The 24,703-nt window shown below is 40.0% G+C and carries 25 protein-coding genes; 9 read left to right on the top strand and 16 right to left on the bottom strand.

What is annotated here, in order from left to right; genetic code table 11:
• Window positions 1-17 precede the first annotated feature (17 nt).
• On the top strand, window positions 18-248 hold the full coding sequence (gene tusA / locus CCS02_RS04545) for a sulfurtransferase TusA (RefSeq protein ID WP_100185842.1): 231 nt from the start codon (window positions 18-20) through the stop codon (window positions 246-248).
• A gap of 88 nt (window positions 249-336) precedes the next feature.
• Here the strand turns inward: tusA and CCS02_RS04550 are convergent, their stop codons facing one another.
• From CCS02_RS04550 to CCS02_RS04560, 3 genes are all read right to left on the bottom strand, one after another.
• A complete protein-coding gene (locus CCS02_RS04550) occupies window positions 337-930 on the bottom strand; it encodes a CBS domain-containing protein (protein ID WP_100185843.1) in 594 nt (197 codons plus the stop codon).
• Window positions 931-976: 46 nt separating this feature from the next.
• On the bottom strand, window positions 977-1,282 hold the full coding sequence (locus CCS02_RS04555; protein ID WP_100185844.1) for a hypothetical protein: 306 nt from the start codon (window positions 1,280-1,282) through the stop codon (window positions 977-979).
• Window positions 1,283-1,548: 266 nt separating this feature from the next.
• Window positions 1,549-1,965, bottom strand: coding sequence for a MaoC family dehydratase (locus tag CCS02_RS04560; RefSeq protein WP_012069940.1), 417 nt, complete (start codon window positions 1,963-1,965; stop codon window positions 1,549-1,551).
• A gap of 67 nt (window positions 1,966-2,032) precedes the next feature.
• Between CCS02_RS04560 and CCS02_RS04565 the strand changes: the two genes are divergently transcribed.
• From CCS02_RS04565 to yjjG, 7 genes are all read left to right on the top strand, one after another.
• A complete protein-coding gene (locus tag CCS02_RS04565) occupies window positions 2,033-2,677 on the top strand; it encodes an HAD-IA family hydrolase (RefSeq protein ID WP_100185845.1) in 645 nt (214 codons plus the stop codon).
• A gap of 3 nt (window positions 2,678-2,680) precedes the next feature.
• The gene (sppA, locus tag CCS02_RS04570; RefSeq protein ID WP_100635934.1) at window positions 2,681-3,700 is read left to right on the top strand and encodes a signal peptide peptidase SppA; all 1,020 of its coding nucleotides are present in this window, start codon (window positions 2,681-2,683) and stop codon (window positions 3,698-3,700) included.
• A gap of 197 nt (window positions 3,701-3,897) precedes the next feature.
• Window positions 3,898-4,662, top strand: a complete 765-nt coding sequence (locus CCS02_RS04575) for a hypothetical protein (protein ID WP_100635935.1) — start codon at window positions 3,898-3,900, stop codon at window positions 4,660-4,662.
• Between the two features lie 53 nt (window positions 4,663-4,715).
• Window positions 4,716-5,630 carry a 50S ribosomal protein L3 N(5)-glutamine methyltransferase gene (gene prmB / locus CCS02_RS04580; RefSeq protein WP_100635936.1) on the top strand — a complete coding sequence of 305 codons (915 nt, stop codon included), beginning with the start codon at window positions 4,716-4,718 and terminating at the stop codon, window positions 5,628-5,630.
• A gap of 3 nt (window positions 5,631-5,633) precedes the next feature.
• Window positions 5,634-6,731 (top strand): chorismate synthase, encoded by a 1,098-nt coding sequence (aroC, locus tag CCS02_RS04585; RefSeq protein ID WP_100635937.1) that lies wholly within the window; start codon window positions 5,634-5,636, stop codon window positions 6,729-6,731.
• Between the two features lie 83 nt (window positions 6,732-6,814).
• Window positions 6,815-7,375 carry an inosine/xanthosine triphosphatase gene (gene yjjX / locus CCS02_RS04590; RefSeq protein WP_100635938.1) on the top strand — a complete coding sequence of 187 codons (561 nt, stop codon included), beginning with the start codon at window positions 6,815-6,817 and terminating at the stop codon, window positions 7,373-7,375.
• Window positions 7,376-7,409: 34 nt separating this feature from the next.
• Complete coding sequence (gene yjjG / locus CCS02_RS04595) at window positions 7,410-8,084, top strand: pyrimidine 5'-nucleotidase (protein ID WP_100635939.1); 675 nt, start codon at window positions 7,410-7,412, stop codon at window positions 8,082-8,084.
• 270 nt (window positions 8,085-8,354) lie between these two features.
• On the opposite strand, the gene CCS02_RS04600 is transcribed toward yjjG, so the two are convergent.
• The 6 genes from CCS02_RS04600 to CCS02_RS04625 are packed head-to-tail and all read right to left on the bottom strand — an operon-like array spanning window position 8,355 to window position 13,280.
• Window positions 8,355-9,635, bottom strand: a complete 1,281-nt coding sequence (locus CCS02_RS04600; protein WP_232728818.1) for a His-Xaa-Ser system-associated MauG-like protein — start codon at window positions 9,633-9,635, stop codon at window positions 8,355-8,357.
• Window positions 9,604-9,963 (bottom strand): TIGR03982 family His-Xaa-Ser system protein, encoded by a 360-nt coding sequence (locus CCS02_RS04605; protein WP_100635941.1) that lies wholly within the window; start codon window positions 9,961-9,963, stop codon window positions 9,604-9,606. The genes CCS02_RS04600 and CCS02_RS04605 overlap by 32 nt, the downstream gene beginning before the upstream one ends.
• A complete protein-coding gene (gene hxsA / locus CCS02_RS04610; RefSeq protein WP_100635942.1) occupies window positions 9,960-10,511 on the bottom strand; it encodes a His-Xaa-Ser repeat protein HxsA in 552 nt (183 codons plus the stop codon). The genes CCS02_RS04605 and hxsA overlap by 4 nt, the downstream gene beginning before the upstream one ends.
• Entirely contained in the window at window positions 10,508-11,599 is a 1,092-nt protein-coding gene (gene hxsC, locus CCS02_RS04615) for a His-Xaa-Ser system radical SAM maturase HxsC (protein ID WP_232728819.1), read from the bottom strand. The genes hxsA and hxsC overlap by 4 nt, the downstream gene beginning before the upstream one ends.
• Before the next feature lie 8 nt (window positions 11,600-11,607).
• On the bottom strand, window positions 11,608-12,996 hold the full coding sequence (hxsB, locus tag CCS02_RS04620) for a His-Xaa-Ser system radical SAM maturase HxsB (protein WP_100635944.1): 1,389 nt from the start codon (window positions 12,994-12,996) through the stop codon (window positions 11,608-11,610).
• Window positions 12,993-13,280: a hypothetical protein gene (locus CCS02_RS04625; RefSeq protein WP_048813998.1), complete on the bottom strand. Its 288-nt coding sequence runs from the start codon at window positions 13,278-13,280 to the stop codon at window positions 12,993-12,995. Before CCS02_RS04625 ends, hxsB begins: the two co-directional genes overlap by 4 nt.
• Window positions 13,281-13,730: 450 nt before the next feature.
• On the opposite strand from CCS02_RS04625, the gene CCS02_RS04630 reads away from it, so the two are divergent.
• Window positions 13,731-14,630: a bestrophin family protein gene (locus CCS02_RS04630; protein WP_100635945.1), complete on the top strand. Its 900-nt coding sequence runs from the start codon at window positions 13,731-13,733 to the stop codon at window positions 14,628-14,630.
• Window positions 14,631-14,767: 137 nt separating this feature from the next.
• Here CCS02_RS04630 and CCS02_RS04635 read toward each other — a convergent pair whose 3' ends face one another.
• The 7 genes from CCS02_RS04635 to CCS02_RS04665 form a co-directional block, all read right to left on the bottom strand.
• Entirely contained in the window at window positions 14,768-16,333 is a 1,566-nt protein-coding gene (locus CCS02_RS04635) for a sensor domain-containing diguanylate cyclase (RefSeq protein ID WP_198515328.1), read from the bottom strand.
• Window positions 16,334-16,439: 106 nt separating this feature from the next.
• Window positions 16,440-17,612, bottom strand: a complete 1,173-nt coding sequence (locus CCS02_RS04640) for an MFS transporter (protein WP_100185854.1) — start codon at window positions 17,610-17,612, stop codon at window positions 16,440-16,442.
• Window positions 17,613-17,869: 257 nt separating this feature from the next.
• Window positions 17,870-20,479, bottom strand: a complete 2,610-nt coding sequence (locus CCS02_RS04645; protein WP_100635947.1) for a heavy metal translocating P-type ATPase — start codon at window positions 20,477-20,479, stop codon at window positions 17,870-17,872.
• Between the two features lie 2 nt (window positions 20,480-20,481).
• Window positions 20,482-20,913, bottom strand: coding sequence for a MerR family transcriptional regulator (locus CCS02_RS04650; RefSeq protein ID WP_100635948.1), 432 nt, complete (start codon window positions 20,911-20,913; stop codon window positions 20,482-20,484).
• A gap of 162 nt (window positions 20,914-21,075) precedes the next feature.
• Entirely contained in the window at window positions 21,076-22,365 is a 1,290-nt protein-coding gene (locus tag CCS02_RS04655; RefSeq protein WP_100635949.1) for an NAD(P)/FAD-dependent oxidoreductase, read from the bottom strand.
• A 76-nt stretch (window positions 22,366-22,441) separates the two neighbouring features.
• Window positions 22,442-22,891 (bottom strand): YaiI/YqxD family protein, encoded by a 450-nt coding sequence (locus tag CCS02_RS04660; RefSeq protein WP_100635950.1) that lies wholly within the window; start codon window positions 22,889-22,891, stop codon window positions 22,442-22,444.
• Window positions 22,892-23,007: 116 nt separating this feature from the next.
• Complete coding sequence (locus CCS02_RS04665; RefSeq protein ID WP_100635951.1) at window positions 23,008-24,657, bottom strand: electron transfer flavoprotein-ubiquinone oxidoreductase; 1,650 nt, start codon at window positions 24,655-24,657, stop codon at window positions 23,008-23,010.
• Window positions 24,658-24,703: the final 46 nt, after the last annotated feature.

Consider the following 24,703-nt stretch of genomic DNA (forward strand, 5'->3'; position numbering starts at 1 on the left):
CTATTGAGAGAAATATTATGGAACACCAAGCTCAGCTTGATGCAACAGATTTACTTTGCCCTGAACCCGTAATGATGCTTCATGTAGAGATGCGAAAACTGGCTGCGAAGGAGGTGCTAAAAGTCATTGCGACTGATCCATCAACGACAAGAGATATTCCAAAGTTCTGCCAATTTCTTGGCCACAAGCTTATTCGACAAGATCAAGAAGGGGAGATTTATTACTATTGGATCGAAAAGAAAGGCTAATAAGAAACAAGAGCAAACAAAAAGAAGCCCAGATTATCTAATAATCTGGGCTTCTTTTAAGTAACTAGCGCTAAAAGTTGATCGTGAATTAAGCTACCTTTAGCTTTTTTGTAGGCTCTTTTTGACCAAGAATAGCGCTTTGGTAAGTATGCGCAAAACTAGAGAAAGCAACATCAATATCCAATCGAAGCTGACGAGCAACATCGTTAGATGAAATCAAACCACGAATAGCCTTGGTATCTTCATCAATAACAAGCAAATGCTGCAGCTTATTGTTACGCTGACTAAACAAAAGTGATTCAATATCTGAATGCTTAAGAGATGTATACGATAGAGCAAGTAACACTTCTTTAGCTCTCATCAAATCTGCAACCATCAATTCTGAACGTTGAAAACCATTTGCTACCTGTTTAATGAAGACATCTTCAGACAAGTCTTCAAGACTAATAACGCCAACAAAGCGATTATCTGCATCGACTACGATTTTCATGCGTACATGTTCTTTTCTCATCAACTGAACAAGCTCATCTGCACGAGTATTTGATTCAATTACGCGTGGGCCGGCCGTTTGAAAATCAGTAAAGACTGATAAAGCAGAAGAATAAAGGTTTATATTTTCTGTAGTTGCAGGCCAAGTTAGTTGGTTAACGTCTTTTGTAGATACATAAGTTAGTGTTTTCATGATTAATCCCCAGTGTAAAAAATAAAATAGCTAAAGCGTGGGTGAGTTATATCAGTGAAAACGGTGGGGCTCTTGGATTGATGCTACTACTAATTTTAGCAATAACAGGTAAGCGATAATTTAGAAAAGGCGTTGGAGTTAAAGCGGAGGGATGAGTCCGAAATGGAATAAATACAATAAAGCCACTATCTGCTCCATTATCTTGATCTGGGACAACGACTTCATCGCATCTTTGCTCTACAGTAGGTTCTAGCCAGCGAAATTGATTTACTTCTTGAGCATTGGCGCGCTGAGATATCGTCAATAAAGACGATATAATCACGGTAATGATCATTAGTAATTGAATTTTCATGGCAACACCTAATCCTTGTTTTGTCTAATAAATATAGGCTTGCTCCTGCCTAAATCCCAGCCTTTTTTACAAAATGCCGCATTTTTTCACGATCAGACACTTTGTCTAACAATTGTGATGCAAATAAGGGAACCATAATTAAAGATACATAAAAAAATATTTGGCCATGGCATTGATAAAATTGGCACATATTCTCGTCGCCATAACAAATACGAAAAAGCATTACCAGCTATGGGCTAATGCTTTTTATTATCATTGCTCACTTTTTATGCCGGCAGCATAATGGTTGCTTCACCTGTTACAACCACTTTACCGTCACACTCGCACACTGTTTTTAGTGTTGCACGGCGACGACGTTCATTGATATCAGTAACCGTTACAGTCGTAACCACTTCTTGACCAACAAAAACCGGAGAGCGGAACTTTAGCGTTTGCTCTAAATAAATACAGCCAGGTCCTGGCAATTGAGTACCTATCGCTGCTGAGATAAAGCCAGCTGTCAGCATGCCATGGGCAATTGGCTGACCGAAAGAAGTCGTTGCTGCATATTCAGCATCTAAATGAACAGGGTTTGTATCACCTGTTACATCAGCAAAAGCTTGTACATCTGCTTGTGTAACCACTTTGCGATATTCAACACTTTGATCAATTGAAAGTTGCTCTAATGTATAGCCTGTAGTCATTACCAATCCTTATTTAGTCATTTTCGGTTATGGTACACTCTCGCCGGACTATTCTTAAGAGGTATCTATGGTTAAGTTGGTAATTTTTGATTGGGACGGTACCTTATTCGACTCCATCGACAATATATGTCATAGCATGTTGCAGGCTGGCCACTTGGCAAGAGCACCAACAAGAGCAAAAGATGATATAAAAAATATCATTGGTTTATCTCTCGATAAAGCCGTAGATACGGTTTGGCCAGAGTTATCTTTAAATAAACAAAATACAATTATCGAGCACTACAAGACTATTTATGTAGCATTAGATCAAACGCCGCCATTAGCTTATCCCGGAGTTATAGGCGTATTAAACAAACTGCAATCTGCAGGTATAAAAATGGCGGTAGCCACGGGTAAAAGTCGTCGAGGGCTTGAAAGAGTAATGTCTCTAACTAATACAAGAGATTACTTTGTCGCATCCCGCTGTGCCGATGAGGCCATATCGAAACCACACCCGTTAATGCTGGAGCAAATACTAGCTGAGCTAAATCTTTTGCCTGAACATGCCATCATGATTGGCGATACAGAATATGATTTAAACATGGCAACAAGTGCTGGAATGAAAAGCATTGGAGTAACTTATGGTGCACATCAAGAAGAACGATTAAGAGCTTGCCAACCGCATGCGCTAATAAACGATTTCAATCAATTATCAAATATTTTAGGGCTATAACAAATGAGCTGGACAGAAGACGAAGATCGCAAGCAGTCACTTAGTGAAACCTCAAGCGAACATACACGCACAGGGAAGAAGATCGAAAAAGATAGTACTGACCCAAATAAAGAGATTTGGTCATTACTAGAGAAAACACTCAGTGAGAATCTTATCGAGAAGCGTCGCACTAGACGCTGGAGAATCTTCTTTCGCTTTACCACGCTCGCGATTTTCTTAGCGGTAGTTGGTGGTTGGTTTGCAAAATCTAACTTTCAAGATGTCAGTTTAGAAGGTGATATAGTTGCCATGATTCCAATGCGTGGCGTTATTGGTGCTGATAACGAGATAGAATCCTCTGAGTTTGTTGGCTTGCTTGATGCCGCTTACCAAAACTCTCGCCTAAAAGGTGTGGTCATTGAAATGAACAGCCCAGGCGGAAGTCCAGTTCATTCTGGTATTATTTACGATGCCATTCGCGCGAAAGAACAAAACTATCCAGACATTCCGGTTCTAGTAGTTGTTGAAGACATGGCCGCTTCCGGTGGTTACTACATAGCTTCAGCTGCGAATGAAATCTATGCAGATAAAGCTAGCTTGGTTGGATCCATTGGCGTTATTTCATCTGGTTTTGATGCTAGCAACTTATTAGAAAAAATTGGTGTAGAACGTCGCACTTTCACAGCAGGGCGTAACAAAGCCTTTCTTGACCCATTCGCCCCAATGACCGAAGAAGCAAAGGTTAAATGGCAAGCAGTATTAGATGAAACTCATCAACAGTTCATCAATGCCGTAAAAGAAGGTCGTGGCGATAGACTTGTTATTACAGATGATGTGTTCTCAGGGATGGTGTTTACTGGTTCACAAGCCATCAAAATTGGTTTGATTGATGGCTTAGCGAGCGTAAATGAAATATTAGATGCTCGCTTCCCTGATGCAGAGCCTGTTGTCTATGAGCCGAAACAAGATTCATGGAGAGAGTTAGCCAAAGAATTTGGTGTTGAAATGGCGACAAGAGTTATAAACACTACCAGCATCCAATAAATATCAGCTTGATAACATTAAAGATCAGCCAGTACCACTAAGCTCCTGCGGGAGCTTTTTTATTGTCTAAAATATACCAAAGCAAAAAATGAAAGTGACAAGCTGATTCGTCGTGTTGTTTAATAGTTAAGATATATTTGATAATATAAATTCCTTATTTATCTTTTAGGTCTTAAATGATCGGTAGGACATGAACTATGGCTCGCAAAGCAAACATAGCAAGAGAAGAAATTCATCAAGCCTGCTGGGAGTTGATCGAAAAAAACAGTTTTCCAAACATTCCTCGTTTAACCGAATATTTTCTACAAAAGGACGGTCGGCGCTGCTCAAACACCACTTTTCTAAATGCGATTACCGACTGGGAAGAAGCTTACAAAGAACAGCAACAACACGAGTTAAGTGAACTCAACGATGTGTTGCTTCCCGTCTTTAAACGCTTCTCAAGAGAAGTAACTCAAAACCTCGGAAAATTACTTGATGAAAAATCGTCCGAAATTGAGCAACACCAAAAACTCAAGCAAGAAGCAACACGAAGTGGTTATATGTCTTTATCTTCAGCATTAATCGAATTACAAACAGCATATGATTCATTAATGTCAGAGCACAAAAAAGTAGGTGATGAAGCAGAAACCTTTAAACAAAAATTTGCATTTAGTGAGCAAAGATACCAAGAAGTGATTGCTCAAAACTCTGTATTAACCAGCCAGATCAAACAAGAAGAAAAAGATAACGCCGAACTCAGAATTAACCTTGCTCAAAAAGAAGTAGATCTTGCCAAACAAGACAATCAAATTGCTAAGCTCACTGAAGAAAACGCGAAACTTGCAGCATTCCTAGAACAAAACCAACAAAATAAAATAAAAAATGATGCGAAAAAGTGGCAAGAAATGACGAAAAAACTCGATGCCTTAACCAGCTCAGTAAAAACCATGCAACGCAAAGATAGAGGCACGAAACAATAACCGTTATAATAAGTTACTCGCCATATCCGCGCATTCATAATTAAGAAGAGAAGATGAGCTACAAGCAATCAGCCGTTCGTGATTTATCCACCATCAAAGACTTCATTCGTTGGACATTCAGTCGCTTTAAACAGGCAGACTTGTTTTACGGTCATGGTACAGACAATCCATGGGATGAAGCTGTTCATCTTGTTATGGGGGCATTAAAACTTCCACTCGACTTTGATCGTGATATGTTGGATTGCGCACTGACCTACAATGAAAAGAAACACATTCTTAAGCTAGTTCAAACTCGCATCACTAAACGCGAGCCATTGCCTTACCTTCTAGGGGAAGCTTGGTTTATGGGACTACCGTTTAAAGTTACCAAAGACACATTGATTCCTCGCTCTCCAATCATATCTTTGTTGGAAAGTGAATTTGCACCTTGGCTTAAAAACTATCCGTTGAATATTTTAGACATGTGCACTGGCTCTGGTTGTTTGGGTATTGCGGCAGCTTTAGTCTTTGACGATGCAGAAGTCGATATTTCCGATATCAGTGAACCCGCATTATTAGTTGCCAATGAAAATATTGTCCGTCATCAAGTCGAAGAGCGAGTTCATGCCATTCATTCAGATATGTTTAAAGGCTTGGCAGGCAAACAATACGACCTGATCATTTGTAATCCACCCTATGTGGATGCAGACGACTTTGAAAATGCACCTGCAGAATTTCATAATGAGCCTGAATTAGCCTTAACATCCGGTGAAGATGGCCTCAATTTCACCCATGAATTTTTATCCCAAGTCGCGCATTATCTGCAAGATGACGGTATATTAGTCTACGAAGTAGGAAATACTGAAACAGCCTTACAAGCCGCTTATCCTAATATTCCCTTTATGTGGGTAGAATTAGAGCAGGGTGGTAACGGTGTTTTTATCCTAACTAAAGAACAACTTAGCGAACTATTACAAGAGCAGAAATAAACTATGTCTGGTAATACATTTGGAACACTTTTTAAAGTCACCACCTTTGGTGAAAGTCATGGTCTTGCGCTTGGCGCCATTGTTGATGGTTGCCCGCCAGGCATAGAGCTTTGCGAAGCGGATTTACAGCGTGATTTAGATCTACGTAAACCCGGTACATCGAAACACACAACACAACGTCGCGAAGCTGACGAAGTAAAAATAATGTCTGGTGTTTTTGAAGGCAAAACCACGGGAACACCGATTGGTTTAATGATCGAAAACACCGATCAGCGCTCAAAAGATTATGGCAATATCGCGGAGACTTTTCGTCCTGCCCATGCTGATTACACCTATGATCAAAAATATGGCTTCCGCGATTATCGTGGTGGCGGTCGTTCATCTGCTCGTGAAACAGCGATGCGCGTAGCAGCTGGTGCCATTGCCAAGAAATACTTGAAGCAACAATTTGGTATCGAAATCCAAGGTTTCTTGTCACAACTTGGTCCAATTAAATTGGAAGTCAAAGATTTAAGCCAAGTCTACGACAACAGCTTCTTTAGCCCAGATCCCGATGCTATTCCGGAACTTGAGGAATATATGACTGCACTTCGTCGCGAAGGCGATTCAGTCGGTGCAAAAATCACCGTTATCGCTAAAAATGTTATGCCTGGTTTAGGGGCGCCTGTATTTGATCGCCTAGATGCAGACATTGCAAAAGCCATCATGAGTATTAACGCGGTGAAAGGCGTAGAAATTGGTGACGGTTTTGATGTTGTAGAGCAAAAAGGCAGCCAGCACCGTGACGAAATGACGCCAGAAGGTTTTTTAAGCAATCACGCAGGCGGTGTACTAGGTGGCATTTCTTCTGGGCAAGATATTGTTGTCCATATGGCTCTAAAACCAACATCCAGTATTACTATCCCTGGTAAAAGTATCGACCGTGCTGGTAATCCAATAGAAGTTATCACCAAAGGCCGCCATGATCCTTGTGTTGGTATTCGTGCTACACCTATTGCTGAGGCAATGTTAGCCTTGACCATTATGGATCATTTGTTAAGACACAGAGCACAAAATGCCGATGTAGTTTGCCCAACGCCCATTATTAAAGGGCAAGCTTAGATTTAATAATAGTCTAAATACCAAGCCGCTATTAACAACGTAGCGGCTTTTTTATTTTTATACTTTTTGAAATTGAGGCGTAAATGACTACTAAACTAGGTTGCACCGTCATTCGAGTTTGTGTTGGATCAACTAATCCCGTCAAAGTAAATGCTGCAAGACAGGCTTTTTCACAGGTATTTCCTAATCACACCATTCATTGTGAAGAAATGCATGCTCCGTCTGATGTTGCTGATCAACCGATGACAGAAGCAGAAACACGCCTTGGTGCACAAAACCGTGCTAGGTATTGTTCAGAACATAGCGCGAGCACAGACATGAACTTCTTTGTAGCCATGGAAGGTGGCGTCGATGAATTCGAGGAGGGCGCCGCGACCTTTGCTTATGTTGCCATTTTAAATAGTGATGGTGAACTAATGACCGGCCGTTCAGCTAATTTACCTCTACCCAATAAGGTTTATCAGCGCTTACAAGCCAATGAAGAACTAGGGCTAGTGATGGATGAGCTATTTAATACCGATAACATTCGACAAAAAGGCGGCGCCATCGGCTTATTTACAAACCATGCCGCTACAAGAGAAAGCGTGTATACCCAAGCATTAGTGCTTGCGTTAGCTCCAGTTCTTCATCCTGAACATTATTAATATACATAAATTAAGCAATATATAAGTTGAAACAATGAAATATCAATGGATCTTATTTGACGCTGACGAAACCCTTTTTCATTTTGATAATTTCGCAGGTTTAAAACACATGTTTTCTAAGCATGGCGTCAGTTTTGAGCAACCAGAATATGATGAATACCAAGCTGTAAATAAACCGCTTTGGGTAGAATATCAAAATGGACAAATTAGCGCAGAGCAATTACAAACACGTCGTTTTAAACTTTGGAGCGATAGATTGGCCATAAGCACCAAAGAGCTTAATAAACAGTTTTTAGACTCCATGGCTGAAATTTGTAAAACATTACCAGGTGCTATAGAGCTTGTAACGCATCTGCATGAAAACAAAGTAAACATGGGCATCATTACCAATGGATTTGCACAGTTACAACATATCCGCCTAGAGCGAACTGGCTTTCTGCCATATTTTTCACCAGTTGTTATTTCCGAACTTGTTGGTGTTGCTAAGCCGCATCCTAAAATCTTCGAACATGCTTTAGAGCAAATGGGTACGCCAAATAAAAATCATGTACTAATGGTCGGTGACACACTGGAATCTGACATTCTAGGTGGAAATAACATTGGCTTTGATACTTGCTGGCTCAATCATCACAACAAAACACATCCTGAAGACATTACGCCAACGCATCAGGTAAGCTCTTTACATGAGCTACTTAACTATCTCAAATAATTAAAATAGTGGTTATTGGTAAAGTGGCAAGATTTAACTATAAATAGCGACATAATACTGTCGGCCTGATAAAATTCGCTCTCCGGACTCATTTCATAACTACATTTCTTGGCAAGACAAGAATAACCGTCTTTTGCGTATTTGCTAAATGAGCTGTGAGCAAGCAACCATGACCTTGACCTATTCAGGTCTGATTATTATTTTTTAAGGCTCTCATTAGTTTGAATCGATCAAATACATGCACAGATAAACGCCTTATAGGTAGAGTGATTATAAACCTTCAAGAAAGCTAACTATTGCTTCTAATTCTTGTTCTGATTCTAAATCAATATATCCAAGAATCTCAGATCTAGAGCTTAAAATTTTTCCGTACGTTAACAACTCTCGTTCAGATGTCCAACCATTTTTAGCTAAAAATGGAATTGGATTTACGTGAAAACGTACAGTAGTTATTAAATCTTGAAATGAGCCATTGTGGCCATAAGGCGGAGTTTTCGATACACCAAGTAAAGGAGGTGTTCTGAACTTATACCGATCTTTCTGCTCGAATGTAATTCCTGCTCGCCCGATATCCTGTCCATGAATATGTGTGCCAAAATCACCTTGTGGTACACCAATAGAATGAAAGCCCATATCTGTGAATAGGTCGCCATTATGGCAAGCTGCACAACGTCCTTTTCCGAAGAATAAAATTGCTCCTTCTTTCTGGACAGGAGTAAGTGCCTGTTTATTTCCTGCGAGATATTTATCCCACTGACTAACTTGGCACTCATTGTTTAACTTTACAGCTAAAAAAGCAGTAATTGCATTGCCTATATTAGCTAAATTTAATGTTTCAATTCCAGCCTCGGATTTAAGTTTATTTAATTCTTTTATTTCTTCGCTTTTAAAAGTAAGTAGTTCGTTGATTAGTTTATTAGCTGCATTGAATTTTTCATCAAAATAAACACTCTCAACTAGTTCCAGATTGCGGCTGGATCTGTAAATCTGCTGCTCACCAAGAAACTCATCTTTAGCAAGAATAGGGAGCACTGCTGCAACAGAAAATGCTGAATTGAACCCTTTACTAGCTGCCTCGCCAATAGGGCTATATATAAGCCCTTCTTGTTCAATAACTTTTCCATCCCAGAAAAAAGTCTTGTATTTTGGATGACTGCGATTAAATAAGCTAAAAGCATTTCTTGGGACAATGATGCCTCCTGAAGCCATTCTCGCCATGCCTTCTCCATGCCCACCAACTCCAACGGCTACAGGCAAACCATCTGTTAAATGCTTGCTATCCAAATGACATGTTGAGCAACTAGTATCTTTACCGCCACTAAGAACTGTCGTGTTAAAAAGAAAACGTCCTAGTGCGACTAAGTTATCATTTTGAATCTGAGGGTTTGTTTGTCCACAACTTGCAGGATTAAGAGAAAAAGTTTCGATAACTCGTGTAAGACGATCATCAATTGATAAGGCATATGTTCGCGTACTAATTAAGAAGCCTATAAATAATACTGTTATTAGATAAGGCACTTTAACGCTCATTGAATCGATGTTGTTGAACAAATTCCTCAGTACTCCTTTGGTGAACCTCAAGGGCTCTAAGTCCTAGATATGATAAAACGTCTTCATTGAGCCCCAGTGAAAGCATTATTTTGCGAGTTACATCATACTCATGGCAAGATAAAAGGTGGATTTGTGCAGTTTTATTCAGAATATCATTCCCTTTCTGCTCAATGAACCAAGTTTCATCCATCGCATTAGCACACTGTCCTGCCAAATCGATGTACTTATCAGAATATAGTAGATAAGCATATCCAGGAGCTATTATATTTTTACCTGTCCAGCTAAAGCAAAAAATTGCTATGCCCGCGTAGAAAATAGTTTTCATCATGGAGCTAAAATACCTAAAGAATTTAATAGGACAGAATCTATTTTGCTTCCTCCACTTAAGCCTGTATCTCTTCGGTAGCTAGAAATGGCTGTGCGAGTCTGTTCACCCAAAATGCCATCTATCTTTCCAGAGTAATAACCGTGCACTGTTAGCATAGCTTGCACCTTTCGAACAACTAATTCCCGTTGCTCTAGCATTTCAGAGCCGGATATGGTCTTAGATGTTGTAGTAGAAGGTGAGCTCTTAGGCGTTGTTGTTGGTGGTGAGGAAGGTCTACCAAGCGGATCTGAAAGCGGGAAAGCTGGATTTACAGGTTTAGAAGGGACTGAATAACCACCTCCAGCAGAAGATCGATGTGAACCATGCGATGAATGTGATTGATGGCTTCTATGGCCAGCTAGATAAGTAGGTGTATTTACGTTCAAGGGAGCAATGATTACATCAAGTAGTCCTATATTTTTTGGTTCAACATAACTCTCAACTATTGCATTAGCATTGAGAGAGAGAAATCCAGGTAGCATCGCAGCTAATCCAAAAGATCTTTTCATTGAATACTCCTTGGAGGATCAAACCTTTCTCCATTTGTACTAGTAAAGTACCCACCGCAAGCTAACTTCTCAAGGCAATCTTTACACTCATCTGGGTAATAGTTTTTCCAATCAGAAATAGATTTAACAGAAAATTGCCTGATTTTTTCAGGAAGATGGCAACGTGGATAGTTAAACAAAGCAACCGGAATTCTAGACAATTTAGAAAATTTAATTGCATCAGTGAGCTTGTCAGCATATAAATCTGGAGACATATAGAGATCTAGCCAATTTTTTTTTGCCCACCCAGTGGGCTCTAAGTTCATAATTGATATCTGTGACAGAGAAGAAAACACTCTAGCTGAAAATTCCACGAGTGCTGGAATCTGTTGATAATTAAGTTTTGTTGGAATTATTCTCAACTCGATAGGAATACCTGAATTCCCAGCATTAATTAAGCCTGTTACAGTGTCTTCAAAAGCACCTTGAGAACCCACTAGTTGATCATGTACTTCAGCTGAAGCTGCATAAAGTGGAATACCAAAAATGATCTCTCCATAATTTGAAAGTGAAGCTATCTGTTGTGCAAATTTTTTATCTTTAAATGCTCTGCCATTTGACAAAATATGTAGTGAGGTTTGAGGTACTAAGGTACGAATTGATTTCAACATTTCGAATAAACCCTCTCCATACAAAAGAGGCTCACCGCCAGAAAGACCTATTACACCATTAAAGTTGAAATCTAAAATTGCTTTTTCAGCTAAATCTAATAGCCATGAGTCGTCTCTGTTCTTAGGTGGTTGTGAACAAAACATGCATAGATTATCACATCGTTCTGTAAGAAGAAGGGTGTTGTGATTAGCTCGTCGGCTGAGTATTACTCTAATACTGCCTTTCCCGTTCGACATACCAATATCACCGTCTTCTATGGTGTTAAAAAGCTCCGCATCAATAATGTATTGTTCTGTAATATGACGGGGAGCATTGCCAGCAAAAACCCGTAAAACAGGTAGTGCTTTATTTGTTGTAATAGGATTCTTGGCAAGGTAATAATATCCATGTTTAATAAAGGCTGTCGACTCAGTGAGATCAAAAAGATCAATTCGCATAGGGGAGTTCATTGAGCTACATCCAAGATAAATGATTTGTCTTCAGGTGATCCATATAAATACTCTAAGGCAATTCTGAACATTCCCTTATGGTATTCACAGAAAGGAGAGTGTGCTTTATGTCCAATAGACTCTCCAAATAGAGAGATATTTTGTAGTGGATCTGCCCCACAAAAAGGTTGGAAAGCACAATCAACACATCCTGGTTTATTATAGTTTATTCCCCCATCTACGATAGATTTTGTGACAGCAGAAATGTTTAACGTATTGTCACTTAAATCCCCAAGACTAAAGTCAATTTCAGGGTGTAAGCGCTGAAGCATTCTAGCTTCATCTGAACCAAAGACACGACCATCATAATTAAATAAAATTGCATTTAATCCAAAACCTGAAGGGCTTTTCAAATCGGCGTAAGAATTAAAAGTAGGGCTAATTAAGCGTTTTATATGTACACCAATAGAGTGTTCTGAAACGAGATGACCTCTAAGCCAAAGTTCTTTGAGTCTTTTAAGAAAATTACGATAAAAAATAAAGTAATCTGTTAATTCATAAGACCCCATCTCTTTTTTTCCTGCGAATCCGTATGGACTTAAAGGCCTTATGAAGAAGGAAGTTATTCCTAAATCGAGGTGGCTTTTAACCAGTTCCTCGTAGGATTTTAGAGAATCTTTTGTGATGGTAGTAACTACTCCCAAACGTTCCAGACCTAATGTACTTTTAACAGCTAAAGCACCTTGAATAGCTCTATGATAGGAACTGTCACTCGCCAAAATTCGATTAGCATCATGTGCCTCTTTTAGTCCATCAAGAGACATAGAAAAATCGACATTTCTTGATTTTGCCCAATTTAAGATATCATTCGTCAGTAGTGACAAGCTTGATGCTATTACGAACTTAAATTCAATTAATTCAGATTCACATAAATCATATAATTTTTGTATCAGGTCAAACCTTATTAAGGGTTCCCCACCTTGTATCTCTATACAATATGGTGCCTTACCAAGTACTAATATACGTTGCACTATCAATGCTAAATCCGATTCTTTTAAGTCATATTGAATTTGCTCAATAGGGGCTCTAGCTACTTGACAGTATTTACAAGTGTGGTCACAGCGAAGGGTAGGTACAACCATAAAGACGGGATTAAATTGTATCTCAGCTGTAAGTCGCTTGGCAAAAGCAGAAGCTAATGTAGTAATTGAAAGCTTGTAATCATCACTGGTCGTTATAAAGTTTTGTTGTTGTAATTCATGTCTTTTTGTATATTCTAAATCGCTAGGAGACTCAATAAGCGGTACGAGATCATCTGAATCTATTATGTTACTAAACCCACCGATATTGCTGATAAATACTTTATTACTAGAGAGGCGTTCGAAATTAAATGGTAAAGGTGTCATTTTTGCACCTTTACTAATTGCTCGATCACTAAATTCTGAAGAGTATCTGCATTGCCTGTACGAATTGACAATATTTCTCTCAGCCGATAGTCGTTCAATAATTGAGACAAAGCTGCACTTATTTTGAACTCATCACTAGGTATATGTATATACCAAAAATCAGCGTTTTCAGTCAGTTCCGTAGGCGATTCTAACCAATACAGTGCATTCCGAATTACATATTCGGAATACTGCGTTTTTAATAGCTCTATTGTTTTAATAGTCATAGGTAGTCTTGCCGTCATTTGCCTTTCCCTAAGATATCTGAACTTAAGTATTTATAAAGTTATAGCACCTTTCTTAGATAAATGCTCAGCGAAGATAGTTGAGTGAACATAGCGGATTTAAAATTTAATTTATTTAAAGATTCAGAATAATTAATCCTAGGCAATATTAATAACTTCAATAGGTACAAAAATCAGGCAACGTAGGGTCTGTATCTCTACACTATTTCCGATAAATGTCATTATCGGAAATAGTGAGAATGGATGCTTTATGCGTATAACGACTATTTTTCAGCTGATGATTACTAATGCTTGGAAGCCATCATCACTGGCTCTATCATCCACGAACCAAATTCATCCTTCTATTGAAATGTTAAACAATCATCTCTCTGAATGTTTATTCTGAGTAAATTTAGTAAGTCTTGGTCTGACACATAACCGTTTATTTAATCTTTCTTTAGGCTTTACATCATGATTGTTCGCCCAAATCCAAATTGGATAGTTATACTTACGACCCTTAAGGGTTCGATTGCCAAACGCATCGCTTTACGTGTTTTATTAATCACCGTTTTTGCCTCACTAATTGTTCTGTTAGAAAAAACATATCCTGCGTCTTTCGAGAATGTAAGCTCAATTCCGTTTACTCTTTTAGGTTTGTCGTTGTCTATTTTTATGAGTTTCAGAAATAGCTCATGTTATGACAGATGGTGGGAAGGCAGAAAAATGTGGGGGAAAATCATCATTGAAGTACGCGCTTTTTGCCGCGAAAGCATTGTGATGCCAGATGCACAGACTCGTGAGGAAATCTTAGAAATGCTTTGTGCCTTTGCACATGCTCTAAACTCAAAATTAAAAGGCAATAATGAGAGTATTTCCCTAAGTAAATGGATATCTGATGATAAGTTCACTTTTATCGATAATCCAGCGGATACAATCTTAAGTAATATTGGTGAAAAATGCTCAAAACTAGCCTCTGATGGGATCATTAGTGAATGGCGTTACTTAGAGCTTGAAAGGCGGTTAATAGGATTATCTGAAGCTCAGGCTAACTGCGAAAGAATCAAAAATACTCCGCTTCCATTCCCATATACACTTCTATTACATAGAACGACATTTATTTTTTGCTTGTTATTACCATTTGCAATGGCTGAGCCATTAGGCTGGTTGGCCCCTATATTTACGACAATAGTCAGCTATACATTCTTTGGTTTAGATGCAATAGGCAATGAATTAGAAGATCCATTTGGCAACGATGTCAATGATTTGCCAACCGATTCAATGGTTCGAATCATTGAACGCGATGTTCATAGAGCTCTTGGAAGTATTGATCTACCGCCTCAAATGAAACCTGTTGATCATGTTTTAAGCTAAAAGCTATATTTAATGCCCCCCTAATGGACTAGATAAAAAAACACATTTAGCTAATTATTTGAGATTCGACAAAAAAGGGTGTGCATGAATTACCATGCACACCCTTTTCTTTTTCCCGAAATCTAATGCTATTTAGATCAAGCGATAATGCAGCGATTTCGCCCTTGTTCTTTTGCTTCATACAGAGCTTGATCAGCCAATGATAAAGTTTTCTCTACACTTATTTCATCAGATATTGCCCAAGCTGCTATACCGATTGAAACGGTAAGGTGACCAACTGCATCAAATGTTTCTTCTGAAATCGCGATTCGTAATCGTTCAGCGACTAAGAAAGCGTCTTCTATAGAAGTTTCTTTTAATAGCAGAACAAATTCTTCGCCGCCCGTTCTCGCAACCATGTCACCATCTCTACAAAACCGATTCAATATTTGGGTATGCTGCTTAAGCACATCATCACCCACGCTATGACCATAGCTATCATTAATACGTTTAAAATAATCTATATCCAAGGCTAATACTGAAAAAGGCATTTCAAGTAAAGCCAACTGCTTTAGCTTAAACTGAAAGGCTCGACGATTATTCGCACCGGTTAATGGGTCTGTTTCCGCATCCCGTTTAAGATCACCAATCTGGTTTTGAATAAGTTTTACGCCACTTAACATAGCGCGTTTAAGCCCCAAACTTTCCACATACCAAGAATGAATGTTTTCAATATCCTGGCTAACTGTCGGGCTATCAAGCGACCGAGCCTTGTCTGCAAGCTGTTGTAGTGGCTTAGAGATGGCTCTAGCAAACAACCAAATAAATAGAAAGACGCCCAAAGCTAAAGGTAAGGTGCGTAAAATGACTTTTTCCATAATCCCTGTTAATGGTACTAAAGTGGATTTCAATGGACTTTGAGTAATGACAATCCAACCAGTACTGGGGATGGTGGAGTATCCGGCCAACATTTGGATCCCTCTACTATTATTTAATAGCAAGCCACCTTCTTTTGTCGCTATTATTTCATCAATGCCATCATTACCTTCAATGAGAGAGCCAATGAGTCCTTTTTCTGGGTGATAAAGAATTTGTTTGTCTTGATCTATCACATATATATAAGAACCATTTTTATAATAATGTTCGCCCAATATTTCACTCAAAATATTTGGGCTTTTTAAGTAGATAGAACCACCAAGAAAGCCGAGGTAGTTACCCTGAAAATCAAACACAGGAGCAGAAAGAAAAACAATCAAATTCTTTAGAGTAGAAAGATATGGACTACTAATAAGTAGCGTTTTTTCCTCAATAGCTTCTAAACTACCGGCAGAGGTAAGCCGTCTTCCGACTAAATCCAGAGTTTCTGGTGAAGCAGCTTGAGTCAAACCATTTGCATCACTAATGACCACAGAATTAAAACTATCCGTTTGAAATTTAAGGCGATTAGCCTCTTCTTTTAGGTGGGAGCCATCATGCATTTTGTTAAACAATGAGTTAGCTGTATAAGTTAGCTGTTGCAGAGAAGATTTCAGAAACACTTCTGTCGTATCAGACAGCTTACTGGCATAAGCCCTATTCACTTCTATTGTCTGCAGAATCAATTGCTCTTTCTGCACCTCGTAGTTCGAATAAAAGCTGTTAATGAAGATTAAGGTGGTAGCGGTTAAGGCCAAAAATAAAATAAGCCGATTGAGCTTTAAGAATTTGCTTTTTAATACTGTCACAACTGTAGATCCATTACATTGATTTATAAAGGCGGTTTTATAGTAGGTTTTAGCATAAAACAAGAGGCACATTTTTGCCCCCTTAATTTATATTCTTTACAACTTATTAAACGATATTGACTTCTGGCACATTGATAGCTTTACGACGATTTAACCAAACCATGACAAGTGCAAGAAAAGACAACACTGCTGCGGCAGTTGGAATCCAATCAAAGCTGAAACCAATACTAATCACCAATCCACCTAGAGCCGCCCCTAAAGCATTTCCTAAGTTAAATGCACCAATGTTTATAGAAGATGCTAAGCCTGGCGCTTGATCTGCGATTTTCATTACTTGCATTTGCAATGGAGGCCCACTACCGAATATAACAACACCCCATAATAAAATAGTTAAACTGGCACCAATTAGCGTCGTTGAGGTGAAGCGAAACAGTAATAAAACCAATACCTGTAGGCCTAGAAAGGCAAACAAAGCCAGATCTGGTGACTTATCAGTTACTTTGCCACTGATGTAATTTCCTAGCGTAAAACCAATGCCGACAAGCATTAGCATGGTTGCAATAGCGTTATCCGAGGCTTGAGCCAAAGTCTGCATGATAGGCGCAATGTAAGTATAAAGCGTAAACATTGATCCTGCACACATCACCGTAGTCGCAAACGCTCGCAGCGCAGCAGGCTGCATGATAGCTTTAAGCTCTGTTTTCACATCCGGCTTTTCAGCCCGTGGCATAACGGGCAAACTGCGGCTGATACCGATAAAAGCGACAATACCTAATATCGCAGTTACTGCAAATGAAATACGCCAATCAAAATTTTGCCCCAACCAAGTAGTAATAGGAACACCAACAATATTCGCAATGGTTAAGCCTAAAAAGATCGACGCTACCGCAGAACCTTTTTTATGGAAAGGTGCCAAATTCATGGCAACAACGGCACCAATACCAAAAAAAGCGCCATGAGAAAGACTGGTGATGATTCTCGAAACTAAGAAAGTCTCGTAATTAACAGATACCGCTGAGAGTAAATTACCAACGACGAAAACCACCATTAACGCAAGCAAAGAGGTTTTGTGACTATAACGTGTTAAAAACAAAGTAATTAATGGAGCACCTATCATTACACCGACGGCATAGGCGCTAATCAATAAACCCGCAGCCGGAATGGATGCATTCACGCCATCTGCAATAACTGGTAACAGGCCCATAGGCATGAACTCAGTTGTTCCTATTCCGAAAGTACCTAGGGCAATAGCAAAAATACCCCATTGATAAGCAAGCATAAAAGCTCCGATATTTGATTCTAGATTAATGAACAATAGTGACTATTTAAGACTGAAAATAAAATAAGCCAAGAGCTTGCGCCCTTGGCTTATTGATCAACGCAAATATTTTACAACACTTGCCGAGTTATTGCTTATTGAAAGATGTCTTTACTTATTCTTACTGTGCTTTTTAGTCTGTTTCTGGTGGGTTGGCCACCAAAACCAATAGACAACAAACATGATTAGCAACACACCTAACATATTAATGAGTACGCTCATTTACCCTCCTCAGTATCTATACTATTAAGATTTGAACGGGAAATACGGAAAAATCTAAGTCGATTAGCATTAGTCACAACTGTTACAGACGATAGGGCCATTGCGGCACCAGCAATAACTGGGCTCAATAACCACCCTGTAAACGGAAATAGAATCCCCGCAGCGATAGGAATACCTAAACTGTTATAGGCAAATGCGCCCCATAAGTTCTGCTTAATATTCCTTAACGTAGCACTGCTTATTTGAATAACATCTGCAACGCTGTTTAAGTCATTATGTATCAAAGTAATATCAGCGCTCTCCATGGCAACGTCAGTTCCGGCTCCCATCGCAAAGCCTACATCGGACTGAGCTAGAGCTGGCGCATCGTTAATGCCATCACCAATCATTCCAACCACTTCACCTTGTGTCTGAAGCTTCTTAACCCAGTTCAGTTTATCGTCTGGCATCAATTGCGCATGATAATCGTCAATGCCAACCATATTTGCAACTGAAGCGGCCGTTTCTGGATTATCGCCAGTCAGCATGACAACTTTTAGGCCTTGCTCCTTGAAGTTCGAAATAGCCGATTTGACGCCTTTCTTAATGGGATCTTCAATATAAAAAACAGCCATTAACGCAACTTCATCCGAGAGATAGACACGGGTTGCTGCATTATGCAGATCATCAGAAGCGAGCAAATCTATAGAGATGCCCTTTTCTTTCATCAGGCGCTCGTTACCAAGATAATAAGCCTTCCCTTCAATACTTCCTCTCACACCTAAACCAACCAGTGACTCAAATTCATCGAGAGCAACACTTTCTTTTTCTGCTGCATCCTTCTGACAATGCTCCAATAAAGCATCCGCCAAAGGATGATTAGCTCGCGCCTCTAGAGCTGAAACGACTTGTGCCACCAAACCTTTATGAGCTTGCTCACTTAATATTTCATTAACGACTTTCGGTTTACCTTCTGTAATCGTGCCAGTCTTATCTAGCACGACAACGGTCAATTCACTCGCTCTTTGTAAGGCTTCACCGTTTCGAATAAGGCCACCATATTCTGCCGCTTTACCAATCCCTATCATGGTAGAAATAGGTGTTGCTAGCCCCAAAGCACACGGACAAGCAATTATCAGTACCGAGATGTTCGTTACCAACATATATGAGAAGACGGATTCATTGTCCACACCAAATATAGAAAGGTTAAACCACACAAGTGCCGTCAAAATAGCGATAATGACTACGCTTGGTACAAAAATAGAAGACACTTTGTCGGCTAGCACACTAATCGGTGGCTTTGAGTTCTGTGCCTTACCGACCATGGTTATAATCTGCGCGAGTAAGGTATCGGAACCAATACGAGTTGCTTTGAACAACAAACTACCTTGGCCGTTTATCGTGCCAGCAGATAACAAGCTTCCTACGCTTTTTTCTATTGGTGCAGGTTCGCCTGTCAGCATAGATTCATTTACCGTGGAAAGACCTTCTAAGACCTCTCCATCAACAGCAATCTTGTCACCAGAGCGAACTCGCAAAATGTCATTCACCTTTATATCTGCCACACTAACGCGAGATTCCGTGTCGCCATCCACTCGCGTTGCCATTTTAGGTCGCAAATCCAAAAGTCGATGCAAGGCTTGGCTTGTTTTACGACGAGCTCTCAGCTCTAATGCTTGGCCAAGGTTGATTAAACCAATGATCATCACTGCTGCTTCAAAGTATAAGTGGCGGGCGTTATCAGGCAACCAAGTCATAGGTGCAAGCACAACTAGCATTGAATACAACCAAGCACTACCAGTACCCAAGGCGATTAATAAATCCATATTAGCCTGATGGCTCGTAAAGGCTTTCCAGGCACCACGGAAATAATGCTTACCCGCAGTCACCATAATTAACAGCGTGGCAACACCGACCACAAACCAAATGACTCTATCAGTGAGCGAGCTCACCATCATGTTTCCGCCAAACAGGCCATACAGCATCAAGGGAATCCCTAAGCCTAAACCCAGCGCTGACGATTTACATTTATGACGATATTCCGCCAACTCTCTTTTGCCGCGCTCTTCTTCACTTTTTTCTGCATCTAGGATAAGGCTTGCTTGATAACCTGAATTCTCAACCGCTTCGATTAATGCTTCAGAAGAACCTTTGGTGACAACTTGTGCGGTATGATTGGCGATGTTAACGTCTGCAGAAATAACATCGGCAGAATTCGCCAAAGCCTTTTTTACCGTATTAACGCAGCCGGCACAGGTCATTCCACCAATAGAAAATTGATAGCTGAATGAACTGTCTACTTTATCTAGATTGTTCTGTTCTTTATCTACTGGATTTTTTTCCTCAGCGGATTCTTGCTTATTTTTTGATTGATCATGCTCATTGTTATTAAATAAGCCTAATGATTGATATCCAGCTTCCTGGACACTAGCTTCAATTGCGGCTAATTCTAAATCAGACGTGACCACTAGTTTATGCTCTTTCGGCATACCTTCGATAACCGCTTCTGAGCTTTTTTCCTGAATGAGTTTGCGAACTTTCGACACACAGCCTTGGCAAGACATACCGGTAACATTTAATGTTAATACTGTATTTTGATCGGCTGATTTTGATTCTGAATGCGTCATTTCTACCCTCCTCTTATATCGCTATTGATAGCCTCTTCCCAGTCTTCAATCAAACAACAAATTGAATGACCATCAGGAGCACCATTTGGCATACTTTTCCAAGCTGCTAACGCGTCTTCCATTTTGACTAAATGCGCTTGCAGTTGAGCTATTTTTAGTTTGGTTTCTGGGACTTTTTTTTCCAATAAATCACGAACCATAGGACAAGGTGAATCACCACTATCGGATTGATGAAAAATCTCTTCGATTTGCTTTAAGCTGAATCCTAAATCACTGGCTTGGCGAATGAAATTTAATCGCTGCAATGCCACCTTGTCGTATAACTGATAACCATTGTTTGGATCTCGCTCAGCACGGATCAGCCCAAGCCTTGTGTAATGGCGGACAGTTTCAGCAGTTACATTGGTTTTTTTGGCTAGCTCACTTACTCGCATAGAAACTCCTTTGAAATATCTGAACTATAACCATAGTGTAAAACCTGTATGTAGCACATAGGTCAAGCTTTACTACAATAACGACTGAATAAGAAATTTGAAGCAAAAAAAAACCGAGTTCGTAATGACTCGGCTTTCTAAGTAACTTGTGTAGGCCAGGAATTAATGTAGCTTAAGCTTTGGCTTGACGACCTTACCAATCTTTTGTGCTGCCATGATCACTGTGGCTTTGAACCAGCCATGTATCGCAATGAGGTGAAGTCTGTATAGGGAAACATAAACGAAACGAGCAATACGTCCTTCTATAAACATGGAGCCGCCCATCAGGTTCCCCATTAGATTACCCACTGTGCTATAACGGCTCAGGTTAACTAAGGACCCATAATCTTTGTAAGTGTATTCTTTTAATGGTTCGCTCAAAAAAGACGCTTTGATGTTATCAAACACTAACGAAGCCATTTGGTGAGCAGATTGCGCTCTAGGCGGAACAAAAGAACCATCAGCTTGTTTGCATGCACAGCAGTCACCGATCACATAAATGTTCTCAAACCCTGTTGTCTGCAATGTCCCTTTAACCAATATTTGGTTGTTTCTCGTAGTTTCAAAGCCTTCAATCTTGGCTACGAAGTCTGGTGCTTTCACACCAGCAGCCCAAATCATGAGATCTGCTTCAATATTTTTCTCGTCCGCTGTTTGAAATCCGCCATCATAAGCTCTGACAACTCGAGTGCTTTGACTTATCGTGACGCCTAAGTGAATAAGCTCTTTTGTTGCTAAAGAGGCAATTCGATCTGGTAAGGCTGCAAGTATTCTGGGGCCTGCTTCAATAAGTTGAATATTAACTCGTTTGCCAGACATTTCAGGCATGCCATAAGCTTTTAGCATATCTGCAACATGAAACAGTTCAGCAGATAATTCAACCCCAGTTGCGCCCCCCCCTACAATGGCTAGCTTCAATTTTGCATCAGCACCCTCTTGATGAACACGTAAGAACTGGTTCAAAAGCGCTTGTTGGAAACGCTCAGCTTGTTTATGGGAATCTAGAAAATAACAATGCTCTCGTACACCAGGAGTTCCGAAATCGTTACTCACACTGCCCACAGCCATAACAAGAATGTCATAAGAAATAGTACGTTCCGGTAATACAATGTGACCCATGTCGTCAGAAAGAGAGTCTAGTATCAATGTACGCGCTTCTGGGTCGACTCCCATTAGCGTTCCTAATTGAAACTGGTAATAGTGTTTTGCAGCATGGGCTCGGTAATTGACACCATCGTTATTAATGTCCAGTGACCCTGTTGCTACTTCGTGCAACAGAGGTTTCCAAATGTGAGTCTGACTTTTATCAATAAGTACAATCTCTGCTTGGCGCTTTTTACCAAATCGATGTCCTAACTTGGTAACCAGCTCCAAACCACCGGCACCACCGCCAACAACCACGATTTTTTTCATACAAAATCCCCTATAAACATTGAATAATCTGGAAAGCATTCATTAAACACTTTCCAGATTCCTCGACAGGAAACCTTTATTTCATTCTTTGGGCTAATAACTTATCTAATGTGTTTGCAAAAGCCATTCTATCTTGCTGGTTGAATACAGCAGGACCTCCCGTTTGAATACCCGAGGAGCGCATCTGTTCCATGAAGTCTCGCATACCCAGACGCTGTTTAATATTTTCTTTTGTATAAAGTTCTCCACGTGGGTTAATTGCTAAGGCGCCTTTTTCGATCACATCAGATGCCAAAGGGATATCCGCAGTAATCACCAAGTCTTGAGTGTCGATATTATCGACAATGTAATTATCAGCAACATCAAAGCCCGAACTCACCACGCGGCGTTCGATCCATTTTGATGGTGGAATAGATATGGCTTGATTGGCCACTAAAATACAGGAAATTTCAAGACGTTCAGCAGCACGAAAAAGAATGGTTTTAATAACATTTGGACAGGCGTCGGCATCGACCCACAAGCGCATAGGATTCCCCTTTTTGAAGGGTACTATTATTGATCAGTCGAAATGTGAAATCCAGTAGTGAATAAGAACAAACGGAGCAGATATAAGTGATCCGTTTGTTCCAACAATTTGGACTACTACATATTTGGGTAGTTTGGCCCACCAGAACCCTCTGGCGTTACCCATGTGATGTTTTGTGCAGGGTCTTTGATGTCACAGGTTTTGCAGTGAATACAGTTTTGCGAGTTTATCTGAAAGATGGATTCATTATTAGACTCAACTACTTCATAAACGCCAGCCGGACAATATCGTTGAGCAGGCTCATTATATTTTGGTAAATTACTTTGTATTGGAATCGCCGCATCTTTTAATTTTAGATGGCATGGTTGATTCTCTTCATGGTTTGTATTCGATAAAAACACAGAAGACAATTTATCAAAGCTCAATAAACCATCTGGCTTTTTATATTCTGGCGCAACATGTTTTTCCGCCAGTTCCATGCATGCATAGTCTGGTGTCATATCATTGAAAGTGAATGGCAAACCGCCAGAGAAAACATTCTGATCTAACCAGTTATAAGCACCGCCCCAGAAAGTACCAAGTTTATGCATCACTGGAACAAAGTTACGTGCTTGTTGTAATTCTTTCCCTAACCACGAATTACGCATAGCATCATTAAATTGAACCAAATCAACTGTTGGAGCTTCTGATTGCAGCGCATCATAAATACTTTCTGCAGCTAACATGCCGCTCTTCATTGCTGTATGAGTTCCTTTGATCTTAGCAGGATTTAACGTACCGGCATCACAGCCAATTACCAACCCGCCAGGGAAACTCATTTTAGGCAACGACGCCCAACCACCTTTGGCAATAGCCCTAGCGCCATAAGAAACACGTTTTGCGCCCTTTAAATGCTCAGCTATGATTGGATGGTGCTTATATTTTTGGAATTCTTCATAAGGGCTCAAATATGGGTTTTTATAGTTTAAGTCGACAATCAGCCCAACCACCACTTGATTATTTTCTAAATGATATAAAAACCCCCCGCCACCGGCTTCATTACCTAACGGCCAACCAGCAGTATGAATAACGGTGCCCGGTTTACTTTGAGATTCAGGAACATCCCACAGCTCTTTTATACCAAGACCATAATGTTGAGGAGCCTTGTCTTTATCCAATTCAAAACGAGTAAGAAGCTCTTTGCCCAGATGCCCGCGACAACCCTCAGAAAAGATGGTGTATTTCGCTTTCAACAACATTCCTGGCATGAAGCCATCTTTTTCAGAGCCATCAGCAGCTAAACCCATATCTCCCGTAATAACACCTTCCACATTGCCTTTATCATCGTAAGCAATATGCGCTGCAGAAAAACCTGGAAAGACTTCTACACCTAAAGATTCAGCTTGCTCTGCAAGCCAGCGACACAGGTTGCCAAGGCTAATGATATAATTGCCATCGTTGTGGAGGGTTTTCGGTACCATCCAATTGCTAAACTTTTTAGACGTTGTTTCCGAACCTAACCAATGCAGTTCGTCGACATTTACCTTCGTGTTAAGAGGCGCGCCCATTTCTTGCCATTCAGGAAAAAGCTCTGTTAATGCCGCTGGATCGACAACGGCACCAGATAGTATGTGCGCGCCTATTTCAGAACCTTTTTCAACCAAGCAAACGCTAATTTCTTTTTCTTCAGCCTGCGCTTTTTGCATAATACGGCAAGCAGCAGATAACCCAGCAGGTCCACCACCGACGATTAAAACATCAAATTCCATTACTTCTCTATCTGACATGTTGCCTCCCATTTTATTTTTTTAGGGCATTCTCTATAGTCATGAA

This window comes from Marinomonas sp. ef1 (assembly GCF_002806845.1).
Classification (GTDB): Bacteria; Pseudomonadota; Gammaproteobacteria; order Pseudomonadales; family Marinomonadaceae; genus Marinomonas; species Marinomonas polaris.

Excerpts from the sequence above, each read along its gene's own strand:
- tusA (WP_100185842.1), top strand. The coding sequence starts at position 18 with ATGGAACACCAAGCTCAGCTTGATGCAACAGATTTACTTTGCCCTGAA.
- CCS02_RS04550 (WP_100185843.1), bottom strand. The coding sequence starts at position 930 with ATGAAAACACTAACTTATGTATCTACAAAAGACGTTAACCAACTAACT.
- CCS02_RS04555 (WP_100185844.1), bottom strand. The coding sequence starts at position 1,282 with ATGAAAATTCAATTACTAATGATCATTACCGTGATTATATCGTCTTTA.
- CCS02_RS04560 (WP_012069940.1), bottom strand. The coding sequence starts at position 1,965 with ATGACTACAGGCTATACATTAGAGCAACTTTCAATTGATCAAAGTGTT.
- CCS02_RS04565 (WP_100185845.1), top strand. The coding sequence starts at position 2,033 with ATGGTTAAGTTGGTAATTTTTGATTGGGACGGTACCTTATTCGACTCC.
- sppA (WP_100635934.1), top strand. The coding sequence starts at position 2,681 with ATGAGCTGGACAGAAGACGAAGATCGCAAGCAGTCACTTAGTGAAACC.
- CCS02_RS04575 (WP_100635935.1), top strand. The coding sequence starts at position 3,898 with ATGGCTCGCAAAGCAAACATAGCAAGAGAAGAAATTCATCAAGCCTGC.
- prmB (WP_100635936.1), top strand. The coding sequence starts at position 4,716 with ATGAGCTACAAGCAATCAGCCGTTCGTGATTTATCCACCATCAAAGAC.
- aroC (WP_100635937.1), top strand. The coding sequence starts at position 5,634 with ATGTCTGGTAATACATTTGGAACACTTTTTAAAGTCACCACCTTTGGT.
- yjjX (WP_100635938.1), top strand. The coding sequence starts at position 6,815 with ATGACTACTAAACTAGGTTGCACCGTCATTCGAGTTTGTGTTGGATCA.
- yjjG (WP_100635939.1), top strand. The coding sequence starts at position 7,410 with ATGAAATATCAATGGATCTTATTTGACGCTGACGAAACCCTTTTTCAT.
- CCS02_RS04605 (WP_100635941.1), bottom strand. The coding sequence starts at position 9,963 with ATGATGAAAACTATTTTCTACGCGGGCATAGCAATTTTTTGCTTTAGC.
- hxsA (WP_100635942.1), bottom strand. The coding sequence starts at position 10,511 with ATGAAAAGATCTTTTGGATTAGCTGCGATGCTACCTGGATTTCTCTCT.
- hxsC (WP_232728819.1), bottom strand. The coding sequence starts at position 11,599 with ATGCGAATTGATCTTTTTGATCTCACTGAGTCGACAGCCTTTATTAAA.
- hxsB (WP_100635944.1), bottom strand. The coding sequence starts at position 12,996 with ATGACACCTTTACCATTTAATTTCGAACGCCTCTCTAGTAATAAAGTA.
- CCS02_RS04625 (WP_048813998.1), bottom strand. The coding sequence starts at position 13,280 with ATGACGGCAAGACTACCTATGACTATTAAAACAATAGAGCTATTAAAA.
- CCS02_RS04630 (WP_100635945.1), top strand. The coding sequence starts at position 13,731 with ATGATTGTTCGCCCAAATCCAAATTGGATAGTTATACTTACGACCCTT.
- CCS02_RS04640 (WP_100185854.1), bottom strand. The coding sequence starts at position 17,612 with ATGCTTGCTTATCAATGGGGTATTTTTGCTATTGCCCTAGGTACTTTC.
- CCS02_RS04645 (WP_100635947.1), bottom strand. The coding sequence starts at position 20,479 with ATGACGCATTCAGAATCAAAATCAGCCGATCAAAATACAGTATTAACA.
- CCS02_RS04650 (WP_100635948.1), bottom strand. The coding sequence starts at position 20,913 with ATGCGAGTAAGTGAGCTAGCCAAAAAAACCAATGTAACTGCTGAAACT.
- CCS02_RS04655 (WP_100635949.1), bottom strand. The coding sequence starts at position 22,365 with ATGAAAAAAATCGTGGTTGTTGGCGGTGGTGCCGGTGGTTTGGAGCTG.
- CCS02_RS04660 (WP_100635950.1), bottom strand. The coding sequence starts at position 22,891 with ATGCGCTTGTGGGTCGATGCCGACGCCTGTCCAAATGTTATTAAAACC.
- CCS02_RS04665 (WP_100635951.1), bottom strand. The coding sequence starts at position 24,657 with ATGTCAGATAGAGAAGTAATGGAATTTGATGTTTTAATCGTCGGTGGT.